This is a genomic window from Pseudoalteromonas sp. PS5, assembly GCF_004103255.1.
Classification (GTDB): domain Bacteria; phylum Pseudomonadota; class Gammaproteobacteria; order Enterobacterales; family Alteromonadaceae; genus Pseudoalteromonas; species Pseudoalteromonas peptidolytica.
The window spans coordinates 1-12912 of the sequence record NZ_RCSQ01000100.1 but is presented as its reverse complement, the minus strand read 5'-3'; the positions used below and the strand labels follow the sequence as shown (position 1 = coordinate 12912).

The following is a 12912-nucleotide window of genomic DNA, read 5'->3' as shown; positions in this document are numbered from 1 at the left end:
CTTTTTAATACAAGATCTAGTCCTAAGACTAAGTCATGCTCTGCTTATTAAGCAGCTAGACCATCTTTTGCTTTAGCAACTAGTGCTGCGAAAGCTACTTGGTCGTATACTGCGATATCAGCTAGGATCTTACGATCGATTTCAATCGATGACTTTTTAAGGCCATTGATGAAACGGCTGTAAGAAAGACCATTTTGACGTGCAGCTGCGTTGATACGTGCAATCCATAGTTGACGGAAAGTACGTTTCTTAGCACGACGGTCACGGTAAGCATATTGACCAGCTTTTGTTACCGCTTGGAAAGCTACGCGGTAAACGCGTGAACGCGCTCCGTAGTAACCTTTAGCTTGCTTTAATACTTTTTTGTGACGTGCACGTGCAACTACGCCGCGTTTAACTCTTGCCATTTCTGATATCCTCTATTAAGCGAATGGTAACATACGATCGATTAGGCCTAGGTCATTCTTATGAACCATAGACTTAGCACGAAGGTGTAGTTTACGCTTTGAAGACTTCTTAGTCAGAATGTGACGAAGATGCGACTGTTTACGCTTGTAACCGCCTGAAGCAGTCTTTTTGAAGCGCTTTGCAGCACCTCTGTGTGATTTTAGCTTATAAGCCATTTGCAATAACTCCGAATGATATTGCTTAACACTATGTAAGTAGGCGGAGATAAACTCACTTGTAGGCCTAGCTTACTACCTAAAACCGGTGAAGGATCAAGCCCTTACTTTAAAACCGGATAACGCAGGTGGCCGAAGCACTTGAAACCTGCGTTAAATTCGATGCGTATTATGCCGAGATTAAGACTTTTTAGCAATAGGTGCCATCATCATTATCATTTGACGGCCTTCTACTTTCTTCGGGAAAGATTCTACTGAAGCAATCTCTTCCAACTCGGTCTTGATACGATTTAACAGGTCGATACCAATTTCTTGGTGCGCCATCTCACGACCACGGAAGCGAATTGTGACTTTAGCTTTGTCGCCACCTTCCAAAAACTTGCGAAGGCTACGTAGCTTAACTTGGTAATCACCAACATCAGTACCAGGACGGAATTTAACTTCCTTAACCTGAATTTGCTTTTGCTTTTTCTTTTGTTCTTTTTGGATTTTTGCTTTTTCAAAAAGGAACTTACCGTAGTCCATCACTTTACAAACTGGTGGTTCTGCATTTGGGCTGATCTCTACTAGATCTAAGCCTGCTTCATCCGCCATGTTTTGTGCGTCTCTAGTTGAGACAATGCCAGCCTGCTCGCCTTCAGCGTCAATTAAGCGAACCTCTTTCGCTGTAATCTCTTCGTTAATACGATTTTTCTGAGCGTTATTTTGCCCTTTTTTGCCGCCTCTAATGGTACGTTCCTCCAAAAAATTCAAAAGTAGTTGCGTGTACCAGAAAAAGTGAAGTACACGCAAGTTTATATTTATAGTCGATTTTTAATCTCTTCGCTAACTTTCGCGATGAAATCGTCAATCGAGAATTTACCTAAGTCTTCACCAGTGCGAGTTCGAACAGCAACTTCTTGTTGCTCAACTTCTTTGTCACCCACAACTAACAAATAAGGTATACGTTTTAAAGTATGCTCGCGGATTTTAAAACCAATTTTCTCATTTCTCAAGTCAGCGCAAGCTCTTATTCCAAGTTTATTTAACTTTTGTACAACTTCGTGAACATAATCGGCTTGTTTATCCGTAATATTCATGATCACAACTTGCTTAGGCGCAAGCCAAGTTGGGAATTGACCCGCATATTCTTCTGTTAAAATGCCGATAAAGCGCTCTAACGAACCAAGAATTGCACGGTGGATCATAACTGGCGTTTTACGCTCGTTATTTTCCGCAACATAAGTAGCCCCTAAACGCCCTGGTAATGCAAAGTCTAGTTGTACTGTACCACATTGCCATGCACGTTCTAAACAGTCATACAAAGTAAACTCAATCTTCGGACCGTAGAATGCACCTTCACCTGGTAAATATTCAAACTCGATGTCGTTTGCTTTCAACGCATCTGCCAATGCAGCCTCTGCTTTATCCCACATCTCATCTTCGCCGATGCGTTTCTCAGGGCGTGTAGATAATTTAACAACGATCTTTTCAAAGCCAAAAGTTGAGTAAGTATCATACACCATTTTGATACAAGCTGATACTTCGTCCATGATCTGTTCTTCTGTACAGAATACGTGCGCATCGTCTTGTGTAAATCCACGAACACGCATCAAACCATGTAGTGCACCCGACGGCTCATTACGGTGACAACAACCAAACTCAGCCATACGCAGTGGTAGATCACGGTAAGATTTTAAGCCTTGGTTGAAGATTTGAACGTGGCCTGGGCAGTTCATCGGCTTAATAGCATATTCACGCTTTTCAGACTCCGTAGTGAACATCGCATCTGAATACTTGTCCCAATGACCTGACTTTTCCCACAAACCACGATCCATCATCAGTGGACCTTTTACTTCTTCGTACTGGTACTCGCGTAACTTTTCGCGTACAAAGTCTTCAAGCTCACGGTAAATGCTCCAGCCATCATTATGCCAAAACACCATGCCTGGTGCTTCTTCTTGCCAGTGCCATAAATCTAGTGCTTTGCCAATTTTACGGTGGTCGCGCTTTTCAGCTTCTTCTAAACGCTTAAGGTAGGCTTTTAATTGCTTTTTATCTGCCCATGCAGTGCCGTAAATACGTTGCAACATTTTGTTTTCTGAGTTGCCACGCCAGTATGCGCCTGCCACCTTCATAATCTTGAAGTGATGACAGAATTTCATATTTGGTACGTGAGGACCACGACACATATCAACATATTCTTCGTGGTGGTATAAACCTGGCCTATCATCTTTAGCGATATTCTCGTCTAAGATTTCCATCTTGTAGGTTTCACCACGTGCTTCGAATGCGTCGCGGGCTTCTTGCCAGCTTACCTTTTTCTTCACTACGTCGTAGTTGGTCTTAGCAAGTTCCAACATACGCTTTTCAATCGCTTCAAGGTCTTCTTGCGTCAATGAGTGGTCAAGGTCAACATCGTAGTAAAAGCCATTGTCGATAGTCGGACCGATCGCCATTTTTGCTTCAGGGAACAATTGTTTAACTGCGTGACCAATTAAGTGCGCGCAAGAGTGGCGAATAATCTCAAGGCCATCGTCGTCTTTAGCGGTGATAATCTCAAGCGCAGCATCATTTTCAATGATGTCACACGCATCAACACGCACACCATTGACGCGACCAGCGATAGTTGCTTTTGCAAGTCCTGGACCGATGTCTTGAGCGACGTCTAGAGTAGTTACTGGGTTTTCAAAAATACGCTGACTGCCGTCAGGGAGAGTAATAACTGGCATGATAAATCCTATTTACAGTGGTGACACCTACAATGCGCCACATGTATTTAATTAATTTTAAATGTAAAGTGTGCCTATCAACGCTTTTACGAATAAGCATTGTCTTGCGCGACTTATCGCGGCTCATTCAAGGTCTTTCGTATGAGAGACACTATTCTCGCGTGTAACTTGGCTAAGTGCAAGCCTAGGGCTAAAATTAATCTATTAATTTACAAAAACTATTTCGGGATACTCTGTGGCCAAAAAGCGATATCGATTTGCAACCTTTAATCTATTGAATTTTACAGCACCACCTTTTTCGTTTTATCAACTTCATGAGCATTATAACGACACGCAATGGCAAACTAAGACCCAGTTCATCACCGGTCTTATTCAACATATCAATCCTGATGTGATTGTATTTCAAGAAGTGTTCACACCCGACGCATTACAGATAATTTGTGAAGATTTAGGGTTAGTTCACTTCGCCACGGTAGACTCACCCAGTCCAGACCACGTTTACCCAAATGTTCTATTTAAACCTGTCGTCGCTATCGCCTCTAAGTTACCTATAAAGTCTTTCGCTCCGCTTGAGCCTTGCCCTGAATTACTTGAATACCTAAATAACCAACATCAGTTCAAGTTCAACCGTACGCCAATAAAATGTAAATTTGATATTCCCGGATTTGGGTTACTCGCATGTTATGCCATACATCTAAAGTCACAACGTGTTCACTCCATGGCGCACATGTTGGGAGAATCACATCAAGATGACCCTCTATTGACGCTATTACATGAAACTGTAGGCACAATGCAATCACAAATATCTCGGTCACTAGAAGCCTCTATTATTTATTACGATGCCTTGAAAACACAACGCGAAAAACAGGCAGCCACATTAGTAATGGGAGATTTTAATGATGCGTTAGAAAACCCTGCCCTGTCTTTTATGACTCAAGCTTTTCCGCCGTTGGCAAATAGCAGTTTTGATAGCGTTGGATTATTTGACAGTTTTTTTTACGCAGATAACAGCAACGGCAAAAAACCGCCTAGCCACTACTATCGCGGGGAAGGCAATGTGCTGGACTACATTTTATGCTCCAAAGAGTTTAATCCCAATCGCGCGGAACAAAAAGTAACCTCGCTGAACTACTATAGTTATGATGCTCATCTAGATCCGAGGCGTATAGATGAAGATATTTGTTATTCTGACCATGCAGCAATAGCAATAGAAATAACACTGTGAGATAATTCAATTTTTGCATAATCTGGACACGAAAATGAGAACACTTGGGGTTGAAATTTCTGGCAGCGAAGCGCTTCTTTGTTTGCTAACTAAAGAAGATGATGTTTTTGATATCAGAGATATTCGTCAGCGACGCTTTACTTTGGGCAACCAAGGAGCTGACCTTGAGGAAATGCGCAAATTTCAATTCGACTTTGCAAAACTAATACAAGATTATGGCGTAGACTCTGTTGCCATTCGCCAGCGTCCGCACAAAGGTAAATTTGCAGGTAGCGCCGCAGGGTTTAAGATGGAAGCCGCTATCCAACTTATCTCTGATGTAGATGTGCAACTCCTCGCTGGAAACGAAGTAAAAGAGCAACTAAAAAGAAACCCTATTCCTGTGGACTTTGAAGATACTGGATTAAAAAAGTTCCAAGAGCAGGCTTTTACTAATGCATACGTTTATATCCTTCGTAAAACATACGCAAAAGATGAATAGTTAAAACGATAAAGGTCAGTACGCTGACCTTTATACCCTATTGCGTTACCAACATTTCTCGACAGACCAGACACCTTCATTGCAACTCTCTTCCTAATTAATTCAAGATAGCTAAACTCTGTGCTCGACTGCTAAATAGTATTTTTAGGACACTTGTAATAATGAATGCTTGCAACACAACGGAGTCATAGCAATTTGCTTCACACACTAACCGGTTTTGAGTTTGTAACACGATAAGTCAACTAGCTGCTTGTCCCAATATCAAATGAATAAATCACAAGCTATTTGTGCAAATTTAGCACCAATCTGTGACTCGCGCATGGCGCACTATCAAGGTAAACTAGCTACTGAACAAATTTAGGGATTATTCATGTATCGAGTTTTTGAACGCTTTACCAACCCATTTCCAGAACATGAGGTCGGTCAGCCGCCACAAGGTTTACTGGCATTTTGTCGTTTTTATACCCAAGGTATGGGATGGCCGCTTTTCTTTATGTCACTTAGTGCTGCGATATTAGCAGTATTGGAGGTTACACTCTTTGGTTTTATGGGTGACTTAGTTGATTGGTTATCCAGTTATACGCCAGAAACGTTATTCGCTGAAAAACAAACCGAATTGATCAGAATGTCTTTGATCACCTTAGTTGCTTTACCGTTGATCGTTTTCTTCCATAGCGCAATTTTGCACCAAAGTTTACTGGGTAATTACCCGATGGCGATCCGCTGGCAAGCACACCGCTATTTGCTAAAGCAGTCCATGACATTTTACCAAGACGAGTTTGCTGGGCGTATTGCGACTAAAGTAATGCAAACAGCACTAGCTGTGCGAGAGTCCGTCATGAAGCTACTTGATGTACTGGTATACATATTGGTTTATTTCACTGCTATGCTTGCGCTCGTTGCCAGTAGTGATATGCGTTTGATGATCCCACTTATAGTATGGCTTGGATGCTATATAGGCTTTCAGTTCTATTTTGTACCTAAGCTAAAACAAGTCTCTAGCGAACAAGCTGATGCGCGCTCAGAAATGACAGGCCGAATTGTTGACAGCTACACCAACATCTCGACAGTCAAGCTATTTTCTTACACTAAACGTGAGGAAGAGTATGCTAAAGATAGTATGGATGTATTCATCCAGCCTGTTTATAAACAAATGCGTTTAGCAACTAGCCTTAATGTAAGTATTCAGACGTTAAACTACCTTCTCGTTTTTTCGGTTGCTGCGTTGTCTATTTATCTTTGGTCTTTTAATGCCATTAGCGCTGGTGCAATTGCCATAACTGTTGGCCTAGCGCTGCGGTTAAACGGCATGGCACAGTGGATAATGTGGGAAATTAGCGGCCTATTTGAAAATATAGGTACCGTTGCAGATGGCATGAATACTCTCTCTAGACCACTTGAAATTGTCGATCAAAAGACCGCTGCACCATTGGCTTTTAAAGCAGGAAAAATAGATTTTTGTAACACAACTTTTGCTTATAAACGAAAAGATGCTGCACGTCAGCATAATGTTATTGAAAATCTTAACCTCAATATTAAACCTGGGGAGAAAATAGGTGTTGTTGGACGCTCAGGTGCTGGTAAGTCTACACTCGTCAACCTATTACTAAGATTTTATGATACTGATAATGGTAGCATTAACATTGACGATCAGAATATCGCAGAGGTTAAGCAAGAGAGTTTGAGGCGTTATATCGCCATGGTGACACAAGACACGTCACTGTTGCACCGCAGCGTGCGAGACAATATTCTTTACGGTCGCCCAGATGCCTCAGAAGCAGAATTAATCGCAGCAACAAAAGAAGCTCAAGCGTACGACTTTATTCAAGATTTAGAAGATAGTCATGGAAATACAGGTTTTGATGCTCAAGTCGGTGAACGTGGTGTCAAATTATCAGGAGGCCAGCGACAGCGTATCGCTATTGCCAGAGTGTTATTAAAAAATGCGCCTATTTTGATATTAGATGAAGCAACATCGGCGTTAGACTCAGAGGTTGAACAGGCAATTCAAGAAAGCTTAGATGCACTCATGGAAGGCAAAACCGTAATCGCCATTGCTCATCGTCTTTCCACCATAGCGCAAATGGATAGACTAATAGTAATGGACGAAGGCAAGATTGTTGAAGAAGGCAGCCATCAATCCTTGCTAGCCTTGGGTGGCATTTATGCCAAACTTTGGTCCCACCAAACCGGTGGCTTTATTGGCGTTGAGTAACACCGTTACAAAATAATGCCACCGCCTTTTCAACTAATATGTCAAGCTCTGCTTCAGGAAGGGGAGCTTGCCATTTAATCGCTCGCTCCCAATACCCAAGCTTTTTGAGCGCTCCCCAGAAGTACGCGGCCGCAAGATCTGCATCAAAATCCCCTAAACAGCCTGCATTTGCTGCATCCTCAAACCACTGGATCATTTCAGCTTCACAATGGCTAAATTTGCCATTCAAGTTCTGAGCTTGTTCAAAGCTGCGCATAGATTCAATCATCACAATTCGTGATAAGCGCATGTAATCTTCATCATTTAACAACGTCATTGCACTTTTTGCGAGGTGCTGTAGTTGCACAGAAAAATCATAATTCGGAATAAACTGTATCGCTGTAATAGGCTTTATCCGTTCAATCAACAATTCAACAACAGCATCAAACAGTTCATCTTTTGTTGAATAATGTTTATACAGTGTTCGTTTGGATACTTCAGCTGATTGGCTGATCGACTCCATCGTGGTTGCTTGTAAACCTTTTTGCGCAAATTCTTCAATCGCTGCGCATAAAATTGACTGCTGTTTTGGTGAAAGTTGCGTCATCTACTTATTCTGTCTTTAATTAATAGTGGGAAAAGCGAGCCATCTACATAACCTAACGTTTGGATAAGCAAAAGGTCATCACTTAGGATGCCAGTATCTCATGGTTTATTTTGTTAGCCTGTGCATTTTTGACTACTGAATTTTACGAATTATCAATACCAGATAAAACGTAAATGGTAACAGTTGACCTAAAAACTCGCTCAAGCACCGCCCACACCAATGGGCAAAGGTTATTTAGCTGCTAAATCACATGGTAAGTTGTATACCAAGTAAGGCTGATATAGAGATAAGCCCTCTTTGTAATAAATCAACATTCCCTTTATTTTAATCAAAAAAGTCGTTAATAAAAAGTACACATGATCGTATACCTAAACAAAAGAAAAGTACACGGAGTCGTTTACCTTTTATTTCTTTAAGTATACACTAGCGTTTACTTGCTTAATTGTCGATCAAAGTGCCTTAACTTTGGTGTGGTTGAGACATGGAATTGCGTCAGTTGCCTATGTAATTATAGGCAACTGCTTGTTATTAAAGGCAAATTGCAAGATATTCCCAGTAAACCCGCTGGGCAGCATAAAATGATAATATAGAAATTGGAGTGTTCATGTATCCAACATCAATACGTAGTCGTGCAAAACACCTATCTTTTTTAATGCTCACACTTGGCGCTTTGTCCGCGTGTTCAGAAGCACCAAAACAAGGAGGTGGCCATGCAATGCCTCCTGCAAAAGTGAGCGTGCAGCAAGTTACCACCCAATCGGTTCCATTTGATATCGAGTTACCTGCAACGCTTGCCGGTGATAAGGAAGTAGAGATCCGTTCTCGTGTTTCAGGGATCATCGAGTCGAGAAATTTTGAAGAAGGTCAGTTTGTAAAATCTGGGCAATCGCTATTTACCATAGAGCTTAAGCCTTTTGAGTTAGCCGTAGAAAAAGCCAAAGCAGCACTGCAAGCAGCAAAAGCAAACGTAGAGCAAACTAAACGCGAACGTGACAGACTTGAGCGACTAAAAAACGAGCGTTCAGTATCCAAACGCGACTTTGATAACTCTGTTTCAGCATATGATGTTGCGATTGCAAACCTTGAGTCTGCCAAAGTGGCATTAAGGGAAGCTGAGCTGGACTTAGAATACGCAAAAGTTGAGGCTCCGGTTTCGGGTATTGTTGGACGAGAGCTGATGTCTGAGGGCAGTTATGTTTCAGGACCTAGCGTATTGTTAACAGAGCTAACTGATACTAGCACTATCCGCGCTCGTTTTGGCTTTTCAGAGCGCGAGCAATTAGCGATGCGAAAAGACGTGGAAAGTGGCTTATTGTCTTTACCAGAACACAATGAGTTTGATACCACAATTATTCTTCAAGATGGGTCGTTATACGCTCAAGTGGGTAAAGTAAACTTTAGCGATGTTCGCGTAAATCGTTTTACTGGCACCAGTGAACTGCAAGCTCGCATCCCAAACGAAAACGGTGGACTAAGACCGGGGCAATTTGTACGAGTCAAGTTATCTGGAGCCGTAAGAAACAATGCGATTGTGTTGCCACAACGTGCTGTATTGGATAACGGCACAGGTAAGTTTGTATACATTGCAACTAAGAACGAACAAGGTACGACCGTTGCCCTACCCGCACCAGTTAAAGTTGGTGAATGGGTTAAACTTAACAACGAAAATATGTGGGTGATCCGTGAGGGCCTGCAAACAGGTCAACCTGTGATTGTCGAGGGAATGGCTAGAATTTTCTTCCCCGGTATGCCGGTATCTGTGAGCGAGCAAGGAGAATAATCTGATGTTCTCCAAATATTTCATAAATAGGCCTATCTTCGCCTTTGTTATTTCAATTGTGATAGTACTAGCAGGTCTGGCAGCAATGCGCAGCTTACCAGTCGCTCAGTACCCTGAAATTGCCCCACCTCAAGTCGAGGTTCGAGCAGTGTACCCTGGAGCCTCCGCTGATGTATTAGAGCAAACTGTCGCGACCCCTATCGAAAATGCCATAACGGGTGTCGAGGGCATGATGTATATGACATCGACAAGCACCAACTCTGGCGTCACAACAATTGCGGTGACATTCGAGATTGGCACAGATGTCGACCAGGCTGCGGTAGACGTAAACAATCGTGTAAAGCAGGTTGAAGCTCGACTACCTGAAGAAACGAGACGTCAAGGCGTGGTTGTTCAGAAAACCTCTTCTAACTTCTTACAAGTTCATGCGTTTTATTCGCCAGATGGAACTCGAGATAGTCTTTGGACGTCAAACTACGTCACGATGAATATCCTCGACCGTGTTAAGCGAATTCCTGGAACGACCAACGTACAGATCTTTGGTGCTAAAGATTATGCCATGCGTATTTGGTTGCGCCCAGATATTATGAGTCAGCTTGAAGTTACAGCGGATGAAGTTGCCAGTGCAATTAGAGAGCAAAACTCTCAGTACGCGGCAGGTAGTATCGGTGCAACTCCAACCTCTCAAGACGCGCAGTCTTTGGTATACAGTGTTACCGCAAAAGGTCGATTATCTACCGCAGAAGAGTTCGAAAATATCATTGTTCGTGCAAATCCTGACGGCTCAACACTTCGCCTTAAAGATGTTGCACGCGTGGAACTAGGCTCAAAAGACTATAACTTCCAAGGTACTATCAACGCTAAAGAGGCTGTATTACTCGGTGTGTTCTTACAACCAGGTGCAAACGCACTGGATGTAGCAAAGGCTGTAGAAGCGGAAATTGAACAGATCAAACCTCAATTCCCTACCGGTCTTGCTCACGTTAACTCTTATGACACCACAAGATTTGTAGAAGTTTCAATTCGAGAGGTGTTAAAAACACTAGGTGAAGCAATGATCTTGGTATTCTTAGTGGTCTACCTATTCTTGCAAAACTGGCGTGCAACGCTAATTCCAACACTTGCGGTACCAGTATCTTTACTTGGCACATTTGCAGGGCTCTATATGCTCGGTTATTCAATTAACACATTAACCCTGTTTGGCATGGTACTGTCTATTGGTATCGTGGTAGACGATGCCATCGTAGTACTTGAAAACGTTGAGCGTATTATGCACGAGCAGGGCTTACAGGCTAAAGAGGCTGCGGTTAAAGCCATGCAGGAAGTAAGTGGCCCTGTCGTTGCGATTGTGCTGGTGCTATGTTCAGTGTTTGTACCTATCGCCTTTTTAGGTGGCTTAACAGGTGAACTATTCCGCCAATTTGCGATCACTATTTCGATCTCGGTTAGCTTGTCTGGTGTGGTTGCACTGACGATGACGCCTGCGCTTTGTGTGTTGCTGCTTAAGCACGAGCACAAACAAGATGCCAAGTTCTTCCTGTGGTTCAATGACTGGTTCCATCGTGTAACCGGACGCTATGTTGGTGCGGTTAGCTTTATGGTTCGCCGTGGTTTTGTTGGCCTAACATTGATGGCAGCCATGATTGGTGCAACGGTATTTTTGTGGCAAAAAACACCAAGCTCTTTAGTACCTGACGAAGATCAAGGTTACTACATGATTGCTGTATTTTTACCTGATGGCTCTTCACTAGAGCGCACCGCTAAAGTAGCCAATGAAGTCATCGCAGCTGCGAAATCAAACCCAGCTAACGAAAACGTTGTGGCGTTTACGGGAATGGACTTCATCGGCGGAGGTTTCAAAAATAGCGCCGCGACGATGTTTGTGACACAAACACATTGGGATGAGCGAGACGTGTCAGCGAAAGAACTTGTTGGTGAGCTATTTATGAAGACCGCACACATCAACGAAGCATTGGTACTTGCTTTTAATCCACCTCCTATCTTTGGATTGGGTACTACAGGTGGGTTTGAAGTCTTCTTGCAAAATAAAGGCGGCTCTGATCCTGCTAAATTAAAGCAAGGCATGCAGATGATCATGGCTGAAGCCCAGAAGAGTCCAATCCTTACAGGTATTCAAACGCTATGGCGTCCTGATGCGCCGCAGTTGAAAGTGCATATGGATCGTGAACAAGCCCGTGCCATGGGAGTTAATATCAATTCAGCGTTTAACGCTCTGGCTGCTAATTTGGGTAATTACTACGTTAACGATTTCAATAAGTTTGGTCGTGCATGGCAAGTAATTATGTCTGCAGAAGCCGAGTTTAGAATGACACCGGAAGATGTTGGACGCATATATGTGAAAAACAACCGTGGCGAAATGGTTCCTATCTCTGCCTTTACAGATATTGAATACAGCCGAGGTCCTGAAACCATGAACCGTTATAATAATTTATCAGCGGTGAAGTTAATGGGTGAAGCCGCGCCAGGTTACAGTTCAGGACAAGCTATTGCTGAATTTGAGCGTATCGCTAATGCAGTACTCCCCCCAGATATGACTTACGAATGGACAGGCTCTGCGTTTCAAGAGAAGCAAAACTCTGGTACCACTGGTATTGCGCTAGGTATGGCTGTGATCATGGTATTTTTGATCCTCGCGGCACTTTATGAGCGTTGGTCATTACCGGTCTCTGTGATGCTAGCACTACCATTTGGCACCTTTGGCGCACTAGTATCGATTTGGATTGCAGGACTCACCAACGATGTCTACTTCCAAATTGGTTTGGTGACGCTACTTGGCCTTGCCAGTAAAAATGCTATCTTGATCGTTGAATACGCATTGATGAAATACCAAGAAGGATGGAGTCCTGCCACTGCAGCACTAGAAGCCGCTAGACTACGCTTTAGACCCATCATTATGACTTCACTTGCTTTCATCCTTGGCGTTGTTCCTTTGGTGATGAGCTCAGGCGCAGGTGCAGGAGCAAGACACAGTGTTGGTACAGGGGTTATGGGTGGGATGCTCTCTGCGACTTTCCTCGCGGTATTTTTCTTACCATTATTCTTCTATTGGCTAATGGCAAGGCGACTATCAGAAAAACGCTCCAAACAAGCGCTTTCAGATGAGATTGCCAAACACCACAAAGAAGAGCATGTAGAAACAGATGAAGGGCTGGTGTAACCCGCCTTAATCGCAAGCCAAAGTAAAACGCCTGAATTTCTCAGGCGTTTTTGATCCTAAGCAATCTGAGCTTCGGATAATTATACCAATCTGCTTAATTAACCCGAGATCGG

10 protein-coding genes are annotated in these 12912 nt (G+C 43.0%); 5 read left to right on the top strand and 5 right to left on the bottom strand.

What is annotated here, in order from left to right:
• Positions 1-47: 47 nt before the first annotated feature.
• From rplT to thrS, 4 genes are all read right to left on the bottom strand, one after another.
• Positions 48-407, bottom strand: coding sequence for a 50S ribosomal protein L20 (gene rplT / locus D9603_RS13625; RefSeq protein ID WP_010376973.1), 360 nt, complete (start codon positions 405-407; stop codon positions 48-50).
• Positions 408-422: 15 nt separating this feature from the next.
• Positions 423-623: a 50S ribosomal protein L35 gene (rpmI, locus tag D9603_RS13620; protein ID WP_010604868.1), complete on the bottom strand. Its 201-nt coding sequence runs from the start codon at positions 621-623 to the stop codon at positions 423-425.
• 180 nt (positions 624-803) lie between these two features.
• Complete coding sequence (gene infC / locus D9603_RS13615; RefSeq protein WP_125253974.1) at positions 804-1367, bottom strand: translation initiation factor IF-3; 564 nt, start codon at positions 1365-1367, stop codon at positions 804-806.
• Between the two features lie 56 nt (positions 1368-1423).
• A complete protein-coding gene (gene thrS / locus D9603_RS13610; RefSeq protein ID WP_128731720.1) occupies positions 1424-3334 on the bottom strand; it encodes a threonine--tRNA ligase in 1911 nt (636 codons plus the stop codon).
• Positions 3335-3569: 235 nt separating this feature from the next.
• Between thrS and D9603_RS13605 the strand changes: the two genes are divergently transcribed.
• The 3 genes from D9603_RS13605 to D9603_RS13595 all read left to right on the top strand — a co-directional run bounded on the left by D9603_RS13605 (position 3570) and on the right by D9603_RS13595 (position 7255).
• Positions 3570-4559, top strand: coding sequence for an endonuclease/exonuclease/phosphatase family protein (locus D9603_RS13605; RefSeq protein ID WP_128731719.1), 990 nt, complete (start codon positions 3570-3572; stop codon positions 4557-4559).
• Between the two features lie 34 nt (positions 4560-4593).
• Positions 4594-5040, top strand: coding sequence for a DUF3010 family protein (locus tag D9603_RS13600; protein ID WP_128731718.1), 447 nt, complete (start codon positions 4594-4596; stop codon positions 5038-5040).
• 370 nt (positions 5041-5410) lie between these two features.
• Positions 5411-7255 carry an ABC transporter ATP-binding protein gene (locus D9603_RS13595; RefSeq protein WP_128731717.1) on the top strand — a complete coding sequence of 615 codons (1845 nt, stop codon included), beginning with the start codon at positions 5411-5413 and terminating at the stop codon, positions 7253-7255.
• On the opposite strand, the gene D9603_RS13590 is transcribed toward D9603_RS13595, so the two are convergent.
• Entirely contained in the window at positions 7239-7841 is a 603-nt protein-coding gene (locus D9603_RS13590) for a TetR/AcrR family transcriptional regulator (RefSeq protein WP_128731716.1), read from the bottom strand. The genes D9603_RS13595 and D9603_RS13590 overlap by 17 nt on opposite strands.
• Positions 7842-8445: 604 nt before the next feature.
• Here D9603_RS13590 and D9603_RS13585 point away from each other — a divergent pair.
• Both D9603_RS13585 and D9603_RS13580 read left to right on the top strand, forming a co-directional pair.
• Positions 8446-9621: an efflux RND transporter periplasmic adaptor subunit gene (locus D9603_RS13585; RefSeq protein ID WP_128731715.1), complete on the top strand. Its 1176-nt coding sequence runs from the start codon at positions 8446-8448 to the stop codon at positions 9619-9621.
• A 4-nt stretch (positions 9622-9625) separates the two neighbouring features.
• The gene (locus D9603_RS13580) at positions 9626-12799 is read left to right on the top strand and encodes a multidrug efflux RND transporter permease subunit (protein WP_128731714.1); all 3174 of its coding nucleotides are present in this window, start codon (positions 9626-9628) and stop codon (positions 12797-12799) included.
• Positions 12800-12912: the final 113 nt, after the last annotated feature.